The sequence below is a fragment of the Sphingomonas aquatilis genome, assembly GCF_014196115.1.
Lineage (GTDB): Bacteria > Pseudomonadota > Alphaproteobacteria > Sphingomonadales > Sphingomonadaceae > Sphingomonas > Sphingomonas aquatilis.
Window position 1 is genome coordinate 149,339 of record NZ_JACIDB010000003.1, and the last position, 18,411, is coordinate 167,749.

At 68.3% G+C, this 18,411-nt stretch carries 16 protein-coding genes; 6 read left to right on the forward strand and 10 right to left on the reverse strand.

What is annotated here, in order from left to right:
* The first annotated feature begins 95 nt into the window (after window positions 1–95).
* Window positions 96–1,493: a Na+/H+ antiporter NhaA gene (gene nhaA, locus GGR47_RS09315; RefSeq protein ID WP_147037037.1), complete on the forward strand. Its 1,398-nt coding sequence runs from the start codon at window positions 96–98 to the stop codon at window positions 1,491–1,493.
* Here nhaA and treY read toward each other — a convergent pair.
* From treY to GGR47_RS09350, 7 genes are all read right to left on the reverse strand, one after another.
* Window positions 1,467–3,761: a malto-oligosyltrehalose synthase gene (gene treY / locus GGR47_RS09320; RefSeq protein WP_147037036.1), complete on the reverse strand. Its 2,295-nt coding sequence runs from the start codon at window positions 3,759–3,761 to the stop codon at window positions 1,467–1,469. The genes nhaA and treY overlap by 27 nt on opposite strands.
* The gene (malQ, locus tag GGR47_RS09325; protein WP_183949522.1) at window positions 3,758–5,653 is read right to left on the reverse strand and encodes a 4-alpha-glucanotransferase; all 1,896 of its coding nucleotides are present in this window, start codon (window positions 5,651–5,653) and stop codon (window positions 3,758–3,760) included. The genes treY and malQ overlap by 4 nt, the downstream gene beginning before the upstream one ends.
* Window positions 5,650–7,344, reverse strand: a complete 1,695-nt coding sequence (gene treZ, locus GGR47_RS09330; protein WP_183949523.1) for a malto-oligosyltrehalose trehalohydrolase — start codon at window positions 7,342–7,344, stop codon at window positions 5,650–5,652. Before treZ ends, malQ begins: the two co-directional genes overlap by 4 nt.
* Window positions 7,341–9,464 carry a glycogen debranching protein GlgX gene (gene glgX, locus GGR47_RS09335; protein WP_244305189.1) on the reverse strand — a complete coding sequence of 708 codons (2,124 nt, stop codon included), beginning with the start codon at window positions 9,462–9,464 and terminating at the stop codon, window positions 7,341–7,343. The genes treZ and glgX overlap by 4 nt, the downstream gene beginning before the upstream one ends.
* Before the next feature lie 106 nt (window positions 9,465–9,570).
* Complete coding sequence (locus GGR47_RS09340) at window positions 9,571–9,813, reverse strand: hypothetical protein (protein ID WP_017979728.1); 243 nt, start codon at window positions 9,811–9,813, stop codon at window positions 9,571–9,573.
* Between the two features lie 234 nt (window positions 9,814–10,047).
* Window positions 10,048–10,599, reverse strand: a complete 552-nt coding sequence (locus GGR47_RS09345) for a DNA-3-methyladenine glycosylase (RefSeq protein WP_147036856.1) — start codon at window positions 10,597–10,599, stop codon at window positions 10,048–10,050.
* 16 nt (window positions 10,600–10,615) lie between these two features.
* Window positions 10,616–10,867 (reverse strand): glutathione S-transferase N-terminal domain-containing protein, encoded by a 252-nt coding sequence (locus GGR47_RS09350; protein ID WP_017979726.1) that lies wholly within the window; start codon window positions 10,865–10,867, stop codon window positions 10,616–10,618.
* Window positions 10,868–10,889: 22 nt separating this feature from the next.
* Here GGR47_RS09350 and GGR47_RS09355 point away from each other — a divergent pair, with 22 nt between their 5' ends.
* Window positions 10,890–11,312, forward strand: a complete 423-nt coding sequence (locus GGR47_RS09355) for a reverse transcriptase-like protein (RefSeq protein WP_244305191.1) — start codon at window positions 10,890–10,892, stop codon at window positions 11,310–11,312.
* A 19-nt stretch (window positions 11,313–11,331) separates the two neighbouring features.
* Here GGR47_RS09355 and GGR47_RS09360 read toward each other — a convergent pair whose 3' ends face one another.
* The gene (locus tag GGR47_RS09360; RefSeq protein ID WP_371859746.1) at window positions 11,332–11,937 is read right to left on the reverse strand and encodes a DUF4142 domain-containing protein; all 606 of its coding nucleotides are present in this window, start codon (window positions 11,935–11,937) and stop codon (window positions 11,332–11,334) included.
* Window positions 11,938–12,069: 132 nt separating this feature from the next.
* Between GGR47_RS09360 and GGR47_RS09365 the strand changes: the two genes are divergently transcribed.
* Both GGR47_RS09365 and GGR47_RS09370 read left to right on the forward strand, forming a co-directional pair.
* Complete coding sequence (locus tag GGR47_RS09365) at window positions 12,070–12,486, forward strand: DUF3597 family protein (RefSeq protein WP_147036857.1); 417 nt, start codon at window positions 12,070–12,072, stop codon at window positions 12,484–12,486.
* Between the two features lie 41 nt (window positions 12,487–12,527).
* The gene (locus GGR47_RS09370; protein WP_147036858.1) at window positions 12,528–13,028 is read left to right on the forward strand and encodes a methylated-DNA--[protein]-cysteine S-methyltransferase; all 501 of its coding nucleotides are present in this window, start codon (window positions 12,528–12,530) and stop codon (window positions 13,026–13,028) included.
* 34 nt (window positions 13,029–13,062) lie between these two features.
* On the opposite strand, the gene GGR47_RS09375 is transcribed toward GGR47_RS09370, so the two are convergent.
* Window positions 13,063–16,065, reverse strand: coding sequence for a PAS domain-containing protein (locus GGR47_RS09375; protein ID WP_147036859.1), 3,003 nt, complete (start codon window positions 16,063–16,065; stop codon window positions 13,063–13,065).
* Window positions 16,066–16,169: 104 nt separating this feature from the next.
* On the opposite strand from GGR47_RS09375, the gene GGR47_RS09380 reads away from it, so the two are divergent.
* Window positions 16,170–17,237, forward strand: a complete 1,068-nt coding sequence (locus GGR47_RS09380; RefSeq protein WP_147036860.1) for an enoyl-CoA hydratase/isomerase family protein — start codon at window positions 16,170–16,172, stop codon at window positions 17,235–17,237.
* Window positions 17,238–17,250: 13 nt separating this feature from the next.
* Window positions 17,251–18,027, forward strand: a complete 777-nt coding sequence (locus GGR47_RS09385; RefSeq protein WP_043059147.1) for an enoyl-CoA hydratase — start codon at window positions 17,251–17,253, stop codon at window positions 18,025–18,027.
* A gap of 98 nt (window positions 18,028–18,125) precedes the next feature.
* Here the strand turns inward: GGR47_RS09385 and GGR47_RS09390 are convergent, their stop codons facing one another.
* Window positions 18,126–18,398 (reverse strand): XRE family transcriptional regulator, encoded by a 273-nt coding sequence (locus GGR47_RS09390; protein ID WP_147036861.1) that lies wholly within the window; start codon window positions 18,396–18,398, stop codon window positions 18,126–18,128.
* Between the last annotated feature and the right edge of the window lie 13 nt (window positions 18,399–18,411).

An 18,411-nucleotide genomic window follows, 5' to 3' on the forward strand; every position in this document is an offset into this window, starting at 1 on the left:
AATGGTGAACAGGCTGATGACGTTGCGCTTCGGCTACGGAACGCACGCGGGGCTGAGCCATATGGGGGATGGCACTTATGCCATCAGGAGATCGCATGGGCCTTGCTCCGCGCCTGTCCGGGCGGGTGGAAGCCCGGGCGCATCATTCCCCCGCCGCGCGTATCCTGGAGCGGATCGGGCCCTTCTTTGCGATCGGCGAAGTGTCCGGCGGGCCGTTGCTGATCGCGTCGCTCATCGCGCTGATCGTCGTCAATTCGCCCTGGGGTGCGGACTATGTCCGGCTGTGGGATCGGCCGATCCGGCTGAGCTATGGCGCCTGGGCGTTCGCGCGGCCGGCGGCGGAATGGGTCAACGACCTGCTGATGCCGCTCTTCTTCCTGATCATCGGGACGGAGGTGAAGCGCGAGTTCGTCAAGGGATCGCTCGCGTCGCGCAAGACCGCGCTGTTCCCGGTGGCGGGTGCGATCGGTGGGCTGGTGGTGCCGGTGGCGATCTATCTGGCGTTCAACTGGGGTACGCCGACCGCGCACGGCTGGGGCGTGGTGGCGGCGATGGATACCGCGTTCAGCCTAGCGGTCGTCGCGATGTTCACGACGCGGCTGCCTCCGGCCGTGCGTGCGGTGCTACTGGCCTTCGCGGCGATCGACGATGTGTTCGGGCTGCTGGTGATTGCCTTCGCCTATACCGCGTCGGTGCAGCCGGTGTTCCTGGGGGTGGCGGCCGTGGCGTATCTTGGGATCATCGGACTGTTGCGGCTGCGCTGGGTGGCGTCGATCCCCTATGTGCTGCTCGGCGCCGTGGTGTGGATCGGCATCTTCGGGTCGGGCGTGCATCCGACGGTCGCGGGCGTGGCGGTCGGCCTGTTGCTGCCGACGCGATCGCGGCTGAGCCATGGCGACTTCGCCGAACGCGTCGAGCGGCCCTTGGACGAGTTGCGCGCGGCGCAATCCGAACAGGCGCGTGCGGGCGATGCCGCGGAGGCGGAGGAGAAGGAGGACGCGGTCGAGGCTAAGCTGGGGTACATCCACGAAATGGTCGCGGCGACCGACGAGGCGGCGGAGCGGCTGGTGCGCATCCTGACGCCATGGGTGTCCTATGTCGTGCTGCCGCTGTTCGCGCTGTCGAACGTGCGCATCCATTTGTCGCCCGACGCGATCGCCGAGGCGCTGCACGCGCCGCTAAGCCTGGGCATCGTCGCTGGCCTGGCGATCGGCAAGCCGCTGGGCTTCATGGCGTCGACATGGATCGCGACACGCGTGCTGGGCGCGCGCCTGCCCGATGGGGTGACGTGGCGGATGGTGCTGGGGATCGGCGGCGTCGCCGGGATCGGCTTCACGCTGTCGCTGTTCATCACCGAACTCGCCTTCACCGACGTGGCGCAGACCGAGATGGCATCGCTGGCGATCCTGTGCGCGTCGCTGGTGTCCGGCCTGTTCGGCTATGCCATCTTCTGGCTGGCGACGCGCTCAGCCGAGCGCGTACCAGATCGGTGAGGCGGTGAAGAGGTCGGTGGCGGCGTGCGCTGTGCCGTCGGCGAAGCGGATCGTCGCGTCCGGCACTTCGGTGCCGCGGATCAATGCGGCGACACGGAGCGTGGCGCCGGCATGGTGGCGGCTGAAGGCGAGGATGCGGTCGCTGCCCCCCACCTGTGCCGGACGATAGTCGCCGTTGGCGAACAGCGCGGGCTCGGCACGGCGACGGGCGAGCAGGTCGGCGATCAGGCGGAACTTGGCCGGCGCGTGCGGTGCGTCGAACAGCGCCTGTCGCTGCGCATAATCGACGGGGCGGCGGTTGTCGGGATCGACCAGGCTGAGGTCGGCGAGCTCGGTGCCTTGATACAGGTCGGGCACGCCGGGCACGGTGTAGCGGAGCAGCGTCTGGATCAACGTGTTGGCGTCTGCAATCGGCGCGAGGTCGGCGACGAAGGCCGTAACCTCCGCGACGAAGCGCGGGTCGCCGAGGAAGGCATCGGTGAGGGCGGCGGCGGCGGCTTCATAGGCCTCATCCGGGGCTTCCCATGACGAGCGGAGGCGTGCTTCGCGCAGGGCCTTTTGCTGCCAGGCCTTGATGCGGTCGGCGAAATCGGGCGTCACGCCCTCGTCCGGCCAGGCGCCGACGATGGTTTGCAGCAGCATGTAGCGGTCGGCGCCCGAGACGTCGTGATCCCAGGCCCAGGAGAGCTGGTCCCATGCCTCGACGCGGGTGCGCCAGGCGTCGGGCATGACGCTGAGTGCGGCGAGGCGGGCGCGGAGGTCCTCCCCGCGCTTGTGGTCGTGCGTCGCGGTGGTGAGCATCGCGTGCGGCACGTCGTGTGCGCGGGCGACCATCAGGTCATGGAAGGCGTCGACACCGATGCCGAGGATCGTCGCGTCGAAGCCGACGTCGTTGCGCGAGAGCAGGCGGCCGGAGCGGTAGAAGGCGGTGTCCTCGACCGATTTCGCGGCGATCGGAGCGGAAAGCTGCTGGAAGCGACGGACCGCGTCGGCCGCATCGTCCGGCCCGTCGCTGGCGAGCCAGGCGAGGATCGCGTCGACGACATGCGCCTCGCCCGGCGGGATCAGGTCGGCGACGCGTTCGCGCACCGCGCCGCGGATCGCGGCGTCGCTGGCGGGGGCGGCATCGCCGGTGCCGTAGGTGCGATAGACGGGGAAGACCCACAACAATCGCTCGATCGCGCGGCGCAGCATGGCGGGCGTGACGGCGGCATCGGTGTTGAGCGCGACGAAGGCGGCGACGCAGGCGTCGAGCTGGCCCGCAAATTGCCAGGCGAGCAGGTCCTGCCGTGCGGCGAATTCCTCAGCTTCGAAATCGAGGTAGCGGTGGCTCATGTCCTGCCACACTTCCTCGAGCGGCAGCGCGCCGAGCGGATCGTGGATCAGCGTCGCGACCTGCTCCATGAAGTCGTAGCCGCTGGTGCCGTCGACGCCCCAGCCGACGGGCTGGCCTTCGCCGGCGCCGAGGATCTTCTCGATCACGATCCAGGCATCGGGGCCGAGGCGATCGCGCAGCGTGCGGCAATAGCCGATCGGGTCGGTCAGGCCGTCGACGTGATCGATGCGGACGCCGTCGATCAGCCCTTCGTCATACAGCTGGAAATACAGCGCGTGCGTCGCCTCGAACACGGCGGGGTCTTCGATGCGGACGCCGGCGAGGTCGTTGACGGTGAAGAAGCGGCGCCAGTTGAGCAGGTCGTTGGCGGTGCGCCAGCTGGCGAGGCGGTAATGCTGGCGGTCGAGCAGTGCGGGCAGGTCGGCGGTGTTGCCTCGGTCTTCGGGGCGGATCGGGAAACGATGTTCGCCATAGGCGACGATCTGATCGCCCTCGACCGCGATGTCGCCATTGGCGAGCGCCGTGTCGAGCGTATCGCCGAGGACGGGGAGCAGGATCGGGCGGGTCCAGTCGATGTCGAAGACGCGGGCGTGTTCGCTGTCCTGTCCGCGGGCGAGGACGTCGTTCCACCAAGCGTTGCCGCCCCCGGCGACGCCCATATGGTTGGGGACGATATCGATGATCAGCCCCATGTCGCGCGCCTTGAGCGCGGCGACGAGGCTGTGGAAGGCGTCCTCGCCGCCGAGTTCCGGATTGATCGTCGTGGGGTCGATGACGTCGTAGCCGTGCATCGACCCGGCCGCCGCGGTGGTGATCGGCGAGGCGTAGATGTGGCTAATGCCGAGCCGGTCGAGATAGGGGACCAGCGCCTGGGCGTCGGCGAAAGTGAAGCCCTTGTGGAATTGCAGGCGATAGGTGGCGCGGGGGCTCATGCATGGCTCTTGTGCGAGAGGATGGCGGTGCGGCGGGCGACCTCTGGCCGGGCGAGCAGCGCCTCGGTCGTGTCGGGCATGCGGCGGCGCCAATTGGGGTGTTCGTCGGTCGTGCCGGGCAGGTTGGGCTGTTCCTCGATCCCGACCAGATCCTCGAGCGGGACGATGGTGAGCGGGCAGGGCGCCTGCGCGGTGAAGGCGAGCGCGGCGTCGATCGCGGGCGCGGCATCGTGCGGCACGGGGCCGCTGGCGACGCCGGCCTGCGTGGCGGCGGTCCACAGCGCCTTTTTCTCGCCGATGCGGCGCAGGCGGTCGCTGGGTTCGTCGCTGTCGCTGCGCTTCAACTTGTGCGCCCAGGTGATGTCGCGCCCGGTCCACCAGCCGGCGAGCGTCGCGGTGTCGTGCGTGCCGGTCATGGCGACGGCGCAGGCGTCCCATGCCTTGGCGGGGGTGAAGCTTTTTTTGTCGCGTTCGAAGGGCAGGACGCGCATGCCGTAGATGCCACGCGCGGTCAGCGTGTCGCGGAAGCCGGGCGGCACGGTGCCGAGGTCCTCGCCGATGACGATCGCGTTCGCCCGATGCGATTCGATGGCGAGGATGCGGAGCAGATCGGTGAAGGGCATGGTGAGATAGGCGCCGTCGCCGGGCTTGCCGCCCTCTGGAATGACCCACAGTCGGCACAGGCCGAGGGCGTGGTCGATACGGACGCCGCCCGCGTGCGCCAGGCCTGCACGGACGGTGCGGATGAAGGCGTCGAAGCCGGTCCGGCGCAGCGCGAACGGGCAGAGCGCGGTGATGCCCCAATTCTGCCCCTGCGGCCCGAGCGGATCGGGCGGCGCGCCGATCGACAGGCCGGTCAGCAGGTCGCTGCGGCGGCTCCACGCATGGCTGCCGCCCGCATCCATGCCGACGGCGAGATCGGCGATCAGGCCGATCCGCATGCCGGCGTCGCGCGCGGCGGCGTGCGCGTCGGCAAGGCCGGTGTGGGCGCGCCATTGCAGGAAAGTGTAAAAGCGAACCGCGTCGGCATGCTGCCGTGCGAAGGTCTCGACCGCCGGGGCGGCGGGGTCGTGATAGGCGGCAGGCCAGTCCTGCCAGCCGTGTGCGCCGCTCTCCGCGAAGAAATGGGCGTGGATCGCGTCGTAAAGGGCGTGCTGCTGCCAGTCGGGACGGTGGGCGGCGGCGGCGTCGAAGCGGGCGATCTCGTCTGGGGTTGCGCGGTCGAAGGCGTGGCGCAGCGCAGTCAGGCGGTGGGGGAGGGCGGCTTGCCAGTCGATCAGTGCGCCGGAGTCTGTATCATCGTCGGCGGTGCTGGCGAGCAGGGCGTGGTGGACCAGCCGGCTCGACGGGGCATAGGGGCTGAAGCGCGACGGGTCGGTGGGGAAGAGCGCGTGCGTCGGACTGATCGCCAGCGCGTTCGCCCCCACACCGGCAAAGGCACGGGCGGCCTCGGCAAGACTGGCGAAGTCGCCATACGGGGCAGGGCGCGATCCGCGCAGCGCCGGGATCTGGACGGCCGGACCCCAGCTGCGGCCGGGCGGCGCGGGAACGCAGCGGCGTGGCGCGATGGCGAGGGTGATGGCGCCGCGCGCGGTTTCGAGCCGATGATAGCCGGGTTCGCCGATCGGCGGGATGGTGCCGTCGGACGCGACCTGCACCATACGCTGGGGGCCATGTTCCAGCGCCAGCGTGGCGGCGCCGGGGGCGGCGGTCGTGACGATGGGCATGCCGACATCGGCGGTGACGAAGGTCGCCTCGCTGCTGGTCGAGCGGTCTAGCCGGTCGAGGATGGCGCTGAGCGTATCGTCGGCGACGGTGCGCTGGCGGCCGGTCGCATCCTCCCATTGCACGGCGATGCCGGCGATCTTGGCGCGGGTGGCAAGATCGCTCATCGTGCGATCCAGGCGGCGAAGCGGTCGCCCTCGGCGTGCAGCAGGTCGCCGTCGCCCGCGGCAAGCGGCGCGGGCGCGTCGGCGAGGTCGAGCGCGATGGTGAGCGTGCTGCCGTCGGCCAGGCGCCAGCGGGCGGTGACCGCAGCGTCGCCGGTCGCCTCCGCACCGATCGCCATCGCGCCGGCAAGGTGGGGGACGATATGGGTCATGCGCAACGCGATCAGGTCGCGGTACAGCGCACGCCATGTGGCGGCGTCGGGGCCGGGCTCGGGCCGCGATGCGTCGAAGGTGCTGCGGGCGTTAGGATCGGGGATGCGTTCGCGCGCCCGCGGATCGGCGAAAGCGTCGAACTTGGCGAATTCCTTGCGCCGCCCCTCACGCACCGCATCGGCGAGCTCGTCGTGGAAATCGGTAAAGAATAGGAAGGGCGTCTTGCTGCCGTCGGTGTCGCCCATGAACAGCAAAGGGATTTGCGGGGCGAGCAGCAGCAAGGCGGTCGCGGCACGCAGCCTGGCGGGATCGGTCAGTACGGTCAGCCGCTCGCCGAGCGCGCGATTGCCGATCTGGTCGTGGTTCTGGAGGAACGACACGAAGCGGGTCGGCGACAGATGCGCGCTGGGCGTGCCGCGCGGCGTGCCGTCGTGGTTCGCCGATCCTTCGCCCTGATAGATGAAGCCTTCTGCCAGGCAGCGGGCGAGGCGATCGGCCGGGCGATCGGCGAAGTCGATGTAATAGGCGCTGGTTTCGCCGGTCAGCAGGACGTGGAGGACGTTGTGGAAATCGTCGTTCCACTGCGCGTCATAGCCGCCATCGCGCAGCCGTGCGGCATCGTTGCGTTCGTTTTCGAGGACGAGGTGGATGTGGCGATCGGGCAGCGCCTCGCGGATTTCCGTGGCCATGGCGTCGAGGAAGGCGTCGTCGGCGATGGCGTGGACCGCGTCGAAGCGCAGGCCGTCGATGCGATAGTCGCGCAGCCACATCAGCGCATTGTCGACGAAGAAGCGATGCACGGCCCCTTCATGCATCGCGACCGCGCCGCCCCAGGGCGTGTGGACCTCAGCATCGAAGAAGCCGGCGGCATATTGGCCGATGTAATTCCCGTCGGGACCGAAGTGATTGTAAACGACGTCGAGGAAGACGGAGAGGCCGAAGCCGTGCGCGGCGTCGACCAGCGCCTGCAAATCGGCGGGGGCGCCGTAGCTTTCGTGCGGCGCATAGGGCAGCACGCCGTCATAGCCCCAGCCGCGCGTACCGCCGAAGGCACCCACGGGCATGAGTTCGATGGCGGTGATGCCGGTCGCGGCGACGGCGGGGAACTGATCGATGACGCCGCGAAAGCCGCCGAGCAGGCCGGGGTGCAGCTCGACGAGCACCGTCTCTTCCCACGGCCGCCCGCGCCAGTCGGTGACCGTCCAGGGATAGGCCGGGTCGATGACGAGGCTCCAGCCATGGACGCCGCCCGATTGCGCGCGGGACGCAGGGTCGGGGACGACCATGTCGCCGATGCGGAAGCGATAGCGCGTGCCGGCGGGCGCCTGCGTCGTCGCGACGAACCAGCCGTCGTCGCCCGCCTCCATACCGACCGGCGGGGCGCCGTCGATCTCCAGCTCAACGCCAGCAGCGTCCGGCGCCCAGAGTGCGAAGCGGGTGCGCCCGTCGTCCAGCGGCGTCGCGCCCCAGCCCGGGGTCATGCCTGGTCCTCGAACGCGCCGGTCCAGGTGAGGAGGACCGCGCCTTGCGGTGAAACCTCATAGGCGTCCTCGATCTCCACCTCGCCCTGATCGGGCTTGGCGCTGTCGATCAGGACGATGCGCGTCGCGTGCGGCGGGGGAAGGTGGAAGGTGACGGGATCGGGCGAACCGTTGAGCAACAGCGACACGACGTCCAGCTCGCCGGCCGCATTGCGGCTGGCCCGGCGCATCATCAGCGCGCGGCCTTCGGGGTTCTGCCAATCGTCCGCGCTGAGCTGCTGCCCGCGCTCGTCCCACCATTCGATGTCGTTGACGCCCTGTCCGGGCGTATCCTGCCCGTAGAGGAAGGTCGGCGCGCGCAGCACAGCGTAGCGGCGGCGCAGGTCGGTCAGGCGGGCGACGAAATCGATCTGCGTCTGGCCTTCGGGCGTCGCCGCGGCGTCCCAATCGAGCCAGCTGATCGCATTGTCCTGGCAATAGGCGTTGTTGTTGCCCTGTTGCGTGCGACCGAACTCGTCGCCCGCGACCAGCATCGGCGTGCCGAGCGAGGCGAGCAGCGTCGTCAGCATCGACCGTTGCACGCGGCCGCGCGCATCGTTGATCGCGGGATCGTCGGTCGGCCCTTCGTGGCCCCAGTTGCGCGAATGGTTGTTGTCGTGGCCGTCGCGATTGTCTTCGCCATTCGCCTCATTGTGCCGCTCTTCGTACATCACCGTGTCGGCGAGGGTGAAGCCGTCGTGCGCCGACAGCAGGTTGATGCTCGCCCAGGGACGGCGCGAGCGGCGGTCGAACAGGTCGCCCGATCCCGACAGACGTGCGGCGAGATCGGCGCGCTGGCCGGCATCGCCGCGCCAGAACTGGCGGACGGTGTCGCGATATTTGTCGTTCCACTCCGCAAAGCCGGGCGGGAAATTGCCGAGCTGATAGCCGCCGGGGCCGACGTCCCACGGCTCCGCCATCAGCTTCAGGCGGCCGAGCACCGGGTCCTGCCGGACGACGTCGAAGAAGGCGGCGCCGGGATCGAAGCCATGCTCTTCGCGCCCCAGCGTCAGACCGAGGTCGAAGCGGAAGCCGTCGATGCCGAAGCTGGTCGCCCAATAGCGCAGGCTGTCCGTCACCATCTGGATGACGCGCGCCTTGCTGAGGTTCAGCGTATTGCCGGTGCCGGTGTCGTTGATGCTGTAGCGCGGCTGGTCCTTGACCAGGCGGTAATAGCTGGCGTTGTCGAGCCCTCGCCACGACAGGGTGGGGCCCTTTTCACTGCCTTCGCAGGTGTGGTTGTAGACGACATCTAGGATCACCTCGATCCCTGCCTTGTGCAGGCGGTGGACGGCGCGCCGCAGCTCGTCCTGGCTGTCCGACGACATATACGCCTGTTCCGGCGCGAAGAAGCCGAGCGTGTTATAGCCCCAATAGTTCTTCAGGCCCTTTTCCTGGAGGAAGCGGTCCTGCGTGAAGCTGTGGATGGGTAGCAGTTCCAGCGCGGTGACGCCGATGCGCTTGAGGTGCGCGATGACCGCGGGGTGGCCGAGGCCGGCATAGGTGCCGCGCTCGTTCGGCGGGACCAGCTCCATCAGCTTGGTCAGGCCCTTCACATGCGCTTCGTAGATGACGGTTTCGGACCAGGGGGTGTTGGGCTTGGTGTCGCGCGACCAGTCCCAATGATCGTCGACGACGACCGCCTTGGGCATGGCGGGCGCGCTGTCGCGCTTGTCGAAGGAGAGGTCCTCCTTCGGATGGCCGATCTTATAGCCGTGCAGCGCGTCGGTCCATTTGATCTGGCCGTGCAGCTTGCGGGCATAGGGATCGAGCAGCAGCTTGTTGGGATTGAAGCGGTGGCCGTTCTCGGGCTCGTAGCGGCCGTGTGCGCGATAGCCGTAGAGCAGACCCGGGCCGGCGTCGGGCAGATAGCCGTGCCACACCTCGTCGGTGCATTCGGGCAAGGCGAGGCGCTTCAGCTCGCGCTTGCCAGTGGCGTCGAACAGGCACAGCTCGATCGCATCGGCATTGGCGGAATAGACCGCGAAATTCACGCCCAGGCCGTCGAACGTCGCGCCGAGCGGATAGGGCGAGCCGGCGTCGAGCCGGTCGGGCAGGCTGTGCAAGATGAGGACCCCCATGATGTGTGCCAGCGAGAACGCAGGCGCAGCATGGAAGGTCCCCGTCGATCGCAGCCCGGCCGCACATCCCGCCATGGGGCGGGCGTGCGGTCGGCGTTCCGGAGGATCACTTGCCGGGCAGCGGATCGATACCGTCGGTGCGCCATTGGCCGAGCAGCTTGCAGGTCTTGGTGGGGATGCGCGTGCCGGTGGGGTAATCGACGATGCAGACGCGCGGGTTGTAGCGGCCCTTGGCCGGCTGGGCGGCGGCGTCGCTCTGGCCGGCGGCGGGCGCTGCGGGGGCCGGCGCCGGCGCGGCGGCGGGCGTGGTGATCGACAGGATGGCGGCGGCGAGCGTGGTGGCGAACATGGACTTTCCTCCCAAAGGCGACAGCCCGATGCGGCTGCGACTGTGGTAGTGCATTATGCATGCCAAACACTGGAATGGCGGAAATCTGCGGTTTTTGGTTTTGATGAAGTGCGAAACACGCCGAAAGCTGGTGTATCTTGCCGATCGTCGGCGGCTTTGGCGTGGGCGGTTTGAGCCGCCCAATCTGCGTCGTTGCTTCGCTGCGCTGGCAATGACGGATCGATCGTTGTCCCTCTAACGCGCAGGCCGGCTGAGGTAGCGCGAACCGGCGAGGCAGAAGCGCCATGGCGTATCCATCGCGCGGCTAATGCCGATGCGCGGGCCGGCGTGCAGGGGCGCTGCGCTGGTGGCGGGGATCAGCGTGAAGGGTGGCGCATCGATCGGGGCGTGATCGAGCCGCGCATCTATGCCGAGCGCCTGACACAGTCGTCCCGGACCGGCGCAGAGCAGGCGCGGATTGGTGAGACCCCGGCGCGCGATCATCGTATCGAGACCGTGCGTGGGTTCGAGCGCGCGGATCAGCACCGCGCTGCCGGGCGCGCACACGATGTTGAAGCACCAGTGGATACCGTAGCTCCGGTAGACATAGGCGCGTCCCGCCGGCCCGAACATCGCGGCATTGCGCTGCGACGGCCCGCGCGCGCTGTGCGAGGCGGGATCGTCGGCGTCATAGGCCTCCGTCTCGACGATCGTGCCGCCGACGCCGTCGACCAGCAGGGTCGCGCCGATCAGCGCCCGCGCGACCTGTTCGACGTCACGATCGAAGGCGACGGCGGACGCCGGCATGGCGCGGGTGTCGCGCTCAGTCGACCTTGGCGAGCCAGCGCTCCAAATCGTCGCTGCCGCCGATCACCTCTCCGTCGATCTCGATCAGCGGCGTGGTCGCGAGGCCGCGCTCGGCCTTGAACGCATCGACCTCTTCGCGGGTGCGCAGGATATGGTCCTCGACCTCAAACCCTTCGGATTGCAGGATCTGCTTGGCGCGTACGCCGAACGGGCAGATATGGTCGGCAAGCACCATCCGGTGCAACACAGCCTTGCGGGTATCGGTCATGACGGCTCCTGACGAATCTGCGGTGTTCGGGGACATAAAGGTGGAGGGCCAGCGCCATTCCGCAAGGGAGCGGATGACGCTGTATTTCGATGGCGGTGCGCGTGGCGATCCGGCGCGGATGGAGATCGGCGTGGTGGCGCATGGCCACAGCTACATTCGGGACGACATGGGCGTCGGCGACAATTGCACGGCGGAATGGCTGGCGCTGCGGTATGCGGCGGCGATCGCTACCGCTGCGGGCGCGCACGACGTGCTGTTCATCGGTGATGCGCGGACCATCGTCGAACAGGCATTGGGGCGCTGGGCATGCCGCAGCCCGCAACTGCTGCCGCATCGTGACGCCTGGGTGCAGGCGCGCGAGGGCTTCGATCGCGTCCATGTCCGCCATGTGCCGCGATCGAAGAACCTCGCCGGCATCGCGCTCGCGCGGCGTCATCCGCGCTGAGCGTGATGCCGGGCGTAACTTAGGCCTTCAGGCCCTTTGCCATGTTGAGGTGCGCCGCGACGGTGGGGGCAAGGCCGGTGGCGAAGGTCTTCAGCGCAGGCACGTCGCCGCTCGCGCCATAGGCGGTCAGCATGTCATAGGCCTGCTGGTGCGCCTGCTGCTGCGCCGCGATATAGGCGGTGTCGAAGGCGGTGCCGGTCAGGCCTTTCAGCGAATCGAGCTTCGCCTGCTGATCGGCGTTGAGCGTTGGGTCGGGCGTGATCGCCGGGCTGAGGCCCGAAACGGTCGCCTTCAGCTTGTCCGTCGACGCGGTATGGGCGGCGATCATCTGGTTGGCGTATTTCTTGATCGCGGCCGACGAGCTGTTGTCGAGCGCGAGCTTCGAACTGGCGATCTCGAATGCGTCGCTTGCCGCCGCGGTGTTGACGAAGGTCTGGCCGGCGGCGGGACGCGAGGCGGCACCCATGTTGGCGCCGGTCGCACCGGCGTTGGCCGCGTCGAAACCTGCGGTGTCGTTAGCCATCATGGCGTCCGCGCTGTTGGCGGTATCGGTACGCGATCCGCAGGCGGACAGCGCCAGCGCGAGCGCTGCGGCCGACGCGATCCCCATGAAATTCTTAGACATTGTCCACTCCCTCAATCCGGGGTGGCCAACGTTCGGACGCGGCGCTGCGTTCCGGCGCGGGGAGCATTCGGCGCGCATCGACGTTTGATGGCGCGACGGTCGCTGCTTCGGCGACGCAACGGGAGCATGACGATGAGCATCTTCGGCAGCATCATGAGCAAGGTTTTCGGTCATAAGCCTGCCGCTTCGGCCGCTCCGACCCCGGCCCCGGCCCAGGCTGCACCGCAGGCACCGCAGCCGACCTCCGCGCCGCCGCAGGCTCCTGCGGCCGCCGCGCCGACGCCCGCGGCGCCGGTCGATGTCGGCGCGGTGCTGTCGGAAATGGCGACGATGAAGAATGGCGGAGGCAATTACCAATCGTCGATCGTCGACCTGCTCAAGCTGCTCGACCTCGATTCCAGCCTCGCCGCGCGGCGCGAGCTGGGACAGGAACTGGGTGTCCATGCGGGCGAGGACGGCAGCGCCGAACAGAATATCGCGCTGCACAAGGCGGTGATGGCGAAGCTGGCCGAGAATGGCGGCATCGTGCCGGATTCGCTGCGCAACTGACGGGCTTTCCCGACGTCGGCGTTCGGGTTAGCCCGGACGCCATGACGCTCGCCGCCACGCGCTTCGATTCCCCCGTGGGTGTTCTGACGCTGGTGGCGAGCGACGCCGGGCTGGTCGCCGTACTGTGGCCGGATGACGATCCGCGGCGCGTGCCGCTGCCCGCGATCGTCCAGCATGATGACCATCCGATATTGCAGTCCGCGACGGCGCAGCTGACGGCCTATTTTGCGGGTGAGCGGCGGGTCTTCGACGTACAGCTCGATATGCGCGGCACCGACTTTCAAAAGGCGGTGTGGGCGGCGCTGCTGACCATCCCCTATGGCGAGACGCGCAGTTATGGCGCGATCGCGCTGGCGCTGGGCCGGCCCGATGCGTCGAGGGCCGTCGGCGCGGCGAACGGGCGCAACCCGATGTCCATCATCGTGCCCTGCCACCGCGTCGTCGGATCGACGGGCAAGCTGACCGGCTTTGCGGGTGGCATGACGGCGAAGGCGCAGTTGCTGGCGCTGGAACGACGCGACGGCGAACTGCCGTTCGGATGAGGGCGCGTTTGCCCCGTACCGTCAATCCGCCCCGTCAGTCCGCCTCGCGTTCCAGCTTGCGCGCCTGCACCGGCGTCTCGCCCGTTCGCGCCGCGGCGATCGCGGCCTGCAACGCATCGGCACCATAAGGTTTGGCAAGCAGCACCGCGCCGGTGCCCGGGGGCACGCCCGCCGTGTCGCCGGTCGCGAAGACGATGCCGACACCCGGACGCAGATCGCGCGCGCGGGCCGCGAAGGCCGGGCCGGAGGCGCCGGGCAGATTGACGTCGGTGACCAGCACGTCGATCGGAACCGTCTGGAGCGCCGTGGCGGCATCCTCCGCACTCGCCGCGTCGACGACGACATAGCCGCAGGCCTGCAACATTTCGGCGGTGGTCGCGCGGATCACCTCGTCATCCTCGACCAGCAGGACCGTGACCTGCCCCGCCGCACCCGCGGCGCTGCGCAGCGGGGCCGGCGCCGTGGTCAGGTCGCGCGCGGCGAGGCTGGCGCTGCGCTGGCGCTGATTGGCGAGGACCGTGCGGAACTTCCGGGCCAGCGCCTCGCGCGTGTACGGCTTCGACAGCAGCTCGACGCCGGCGTCGAGGCGGCCGCCATGCACGATCGAATTTTCGGTATAGCCGCTGGTGAACAGCACCGCGAGTTCGGGCAGCCGCTCCTTCGCCTTGCGTGCAAGCTCCGGGCTCTTCAGCGTGCCGGGCATCACCACGTCGGTGAACAGCATGTCGATCGGGATGCCGCTTTCGATGACGCTGAGCGCGCTTTGCGCATCGACCGCCTTCAAGACGCGATAGCCGAGATCGCCGAGCATCTCGACGACGGTGGCGCGCACCTCGTCATCGTCCTCGACGACCAGCACCGTTTCGGTGCCGCCCTCGATCGCGCCGGTATTGACGATGACCTCCACATCCTCGCTGTCCATGCTGCGCGGCAGGTACAGCTTGATCGTCGTGCCGTGGCCGGGCTCGGAATAGATTTTCACGTGGCCGCCCGATTGCTTGACGAAGCCGTAGACCATGGACAGGCCAAGGCCCGATCCCTTGCCCTCGGACTTGGTCGAGAAGAAGGGTTCGAAGACCTTGTCGACGATGTCGGGCGTCATGCCAGTGCCCGTGTCGCTGACTGCCAGCATGACATATTGGCCCGGCTCGACCTCGTCATGGGTGCGGGCGTATTCGTCGTCGAGATGCGCGTTGGACAGTTCGATGGTCAGCTTGCCCTGGCCGCTCATCGCGTCCCGCGCGTTGATCGCGAGGTTGAGCAGCGCATTCTCGATCTGCGCAGGATCGATGAAGCAATTCCACAGGCCGCCGCCGAACACCGTCTCCACCTCGACACCCTCGCCGATCGCGCGGCGCAGCATGTCGTCCATGCCCTGGACGAAGCGGGTGACGTTGACGACCTTGGGTTCCAGCGCCTGCCGTCGACCGAAGGCGAGCAGCTGCGCGGCGAGCTTCGATCCGCGCGACACGCCGGCCATGGCATTGGCGACGCGGCGTTCGGCGCGATCGTTGCCGGCGATATCCTTCGCGAGCAATTGGAGGTTGCCCGACACGACCTGCAGCAGATTGTTGAAATCGTGCGCGACGCCACCGGTCAGCTTGCCGATCGTCTCCATCTTCTGCGCCTGGGCCAGCGCCGCCTCGGCGCGGCGACGCTCGCCGATTTCGGAGATGACGCGCGCTTCGAGATGTTCGTTGAGGTGGCGCAGCTGTTCCTCGGCCCGTTCGCGATGGCGGACCTGGCGTTGCAGATGCTCGGCCTGATCGCGTAGCGACTGTTCGGCGGCGCGCTGTTCGGTGATGTCGGTATGGACGCCGACCCATTCGACGATCTCGCCATCGGCACCCGTGATCGGCTGCGCGCGGATCAGGCAGTTGCGCCACGCGCCGTCATGGCGGCGGACGCGATGTTCGAACACGAACACCGACTTGGCGGCGACCGCGGCATTCCAGGCCGCGACGGTCGCGTCGGCGTCTTCGGGATGGACGGCGCTCGCCCAGCCATAGCCGGCATAGTCTTCGCGCGATTGCCCGGTCAGCGCCGCCCAGCCGGGCTGTTCGCCGGTCATCTGACCATCCCGCGAATTGGTCCACAAGACGCCGTGGACCGCCTCCATCGCGCCGCGGAAGCGGTCGTTGCTGCGACGGACCGCCGCTTCGCGTTGCGCGCGCTCCTCGACATCGGTGACCAGGACATGGATGCCCAGCACGTCGCCATCGTCACCGATGCGGGGGATGTACCGGATGTCCGCGCGATGGAAACTGCCGTCGCGATGCGGCAGACGGCCTTCCGATGCGATCGGTTCCCCCGCGAGCGCGCGTTCGACCAGCGGCAGGCGCTCGGCGTAGCTCTCCTCGCCGAGCACCTCGCGAAGGTGGCAGCCGACCACCTGATCCGGCGTACGGCCGAACCACTGTTGATAGGCGCCGTTGGCGAAGCGGTAGATCAGGTCGCGGTCGAGATACGAGATGAGGACCGGCAACGCGTCGGTGATGGTGCGCAATTCGGCGACGCTGTGCGCGACCGCCACTTCCGCGCTGACGCGTGCGGTATTGTCGATCACCGTACACATCGCGCCGCCGACCGTGCCGTCGTCGAGGTAGACGGGGGTGTAGAACAGGTCGAAGAAGAAGGTCTGCGGTACGCCGTCGCGCAGCAGCGTCATCGGCTGGTCGCGATAGGCGACGACCTCTCCGGTCGCGGAGCGATCGAGGATCGCGCGGTTCCAGTCCCAGATTTCGGGCCAGACGCCTTCGGCGGTGCCGCCGAGCGCCGCCGGATGCTTGTCACCCGCGATGGCGGTGTAGGCGTCGTTATAGATCAGGACGTTGGCCGGCCCCCACATCAGCACCTTGGGCACCGGCGAGTTGACGATATTGGCGACCGTCGTGCGCAGCGCGCCCGACCAGTTGGCTACCGACCCCAGCGGAGTCGCGGACCAGTCATGATCGCGGATCAGCGCACCGCACTCTCCGCCGCCGAGCGGCCATTGAGGGGCGGAATCAAGGGTCTGTTTTGGACGCAACGCGGGCATGCTGTTGAAATGGCCCGGGGTTGGGCGCGAGTCAAACCTTTAGGCAGGCCTTTTCGTCGGATCGGTATGGACGCGCGGCCTGCCGCTCGGCAAAGCTCGCCACCATGACCCAGGATGTTTTGATCGAGATCAATGGCGCGCTCGGGCGGCTGCGGTTGCACCGGCCGCGGGCGCTGCATGCGCTCAACATGGCGATGTGCGAGGCGATGCTCGCGGCGCTGGAGGATTGGCGCACCGATGCCGGCATCGCGGCGGTGATGATCGATCACGCGCCCTCGGCGGACGGCGATCCCAAGGGCGCGCGCGGATTTTGTGCGGGCGGCGATATCCGCATGCTGGCCGACAGCGGCGCGGGCGATGGCGCGGCGGCCCGGGCGTTCTTCCATACCGAATACCAGCTCAACCACCGGCTGTTCGCCTATGCCAAGCCGACCGTCGCGTTCATGGACGGCGTGACGATGGGCGGGGGCGTCGGCATCGCGCTGCCGTGCCGCTATCGTGTTGCCACCGAGAACACCAAGTTCGCGATGCCGGAAACGGGGATCGGCCTGTTCCCCGACGTCGGCGGCGGTTGGTATCTGTCGCGCCTGCCGGGGCGGATCGGCCAGTTCATCGCGCTGACCGGCCACCGGCTCGACGGGGCGGAGGCGCACGCGCTGGGCCTGGCGACGCATTACCTGCCCGCGAGCGCACTGCCCGAGGTAAAGGCGGCGATCGCCGCCGACCCGCACGGTATCGACGCTATCCTGAGCGCGGCGAGCGTCGCGGCGCCGCATGCAGCGCTGCTCGACCATCGCGCCGACATCGACCGGCTGTTCGCCTCCGACACGCTGGAAGAGGTGTTCGCGGCGCTGGAGGCGGATGGTGGTGACTTTGCCGCGCAACAGCTCGCGATCCTCAAGACCAAGTCGCCGCAGTCGATGAAGGTCTCGCTGCGCCTGCTCCACGACGGCAGCCTGATGCAGAGCTTCGCCGACGAAATGCGCCAAGAATATGCAGTCGCGACGCATGTCGTGCAGCGCCACGATTTCCTGGAAGGCGTGCGCGCAGTGATCGTCGACAAGGACAATAGTCCGCGCTGGAACCCGGCGACGCCGGAGGCCGTGACCGATCACCTGATCGACCAGATCTTCGCACCCTTGCCGCCCGCCGAGGCGTGGACGCCGAATTAAGGAGAGGCCCCCTATGTCCGATTACCAGACCATCCTCGTCGAGCGGCGCGATGCCGTGACGCTCATCACGCTCAACCGGCCGGAGGCGCTGAATGCGCTGAATGCACAGGTGCTGGCCGATCTGCTGGCGGCGCTCGCGGCCTTCGACGCGGACGCAAGCCAGGGCTGCGCGGTGCTGACCGGCAGCGCCAAGGCGTTCGCGGCGGGCGCGGACATCAAGGAGATGGCGGCGATGGACTTCGCCGCCATGTACGGGACGAACCATTTCGCGGGCTATGAGCGGCTGACGCAGACGCGCAAGCCCGTGATCGCGGCGGTGGCCGGCTATGCGCTGGGCGGCGGCTGTGAGCTTGCGATGATGTGCGACTTCATCCTCGCCGCCGACACCGCCAAATTCGGTCAGCCCGAAGTGAAGCTGGCGGTCAGCCCTGGCATGGGCGGATCGCAGCGGCTTGCCCGCGCGGTCGGCAAGGCGAAGGCGATGGAGATGTGCCTGACGGGACGGATGATGGATGCCGCCGAGGCGGAGCGTGCCGGCCTGGTCAGCCGGATCATCCCGGCAGCCGACTTGGTCGAAGAGGCGGTGAAGACCGCCGCGTCGATCGCCGCGATGGCGCCGCTCGCCGTGCTGGCGAACAAGGAAATGGTGAACGCCGCGTTCGAAACGCCGCTGGCACAGGGCATCCAGTTCGAGCGGCGGCTGTTCAACGGGCTGTTCGGCACGGCGGACCAGAAGGAAGGCATGGCCGCCTTCGTCGAGAAGCGGCCGGGGAATTGGTCCGGGCGGTAAGGGTGTTTCGGCCGTCTCGTTAAGAAGTGCCGGTCGGCTTTAGTCCGTCATTGCGAGCGGAGCGAAGCACGCTTCGCTCACAATGACGAATCCGGTGCTCATTGCGCGTCAGGCCAAGCCGGCGCGAGTGCCACCTCCACCGACACATCGGCGCCGGCGCGCGACAGCATCGTGATCAGCGACGCGATCGAAATCCGGCGATTGTCGTGATTGAGGATGTTGTTGAGCGTCGAGCGCCCGATCCCGAGCCGCGCGGCCGCGGTCGATTGCGGCACCTGCCACGCCTTCACCTGATCGGCCAGGGCCAGGCGCAGGTTAGCCCGGATCGCTTCGGCTCGGGCGTCGCAGGGCGGTTGGGGATCGATCGTCATGAGGAAAAAGGGA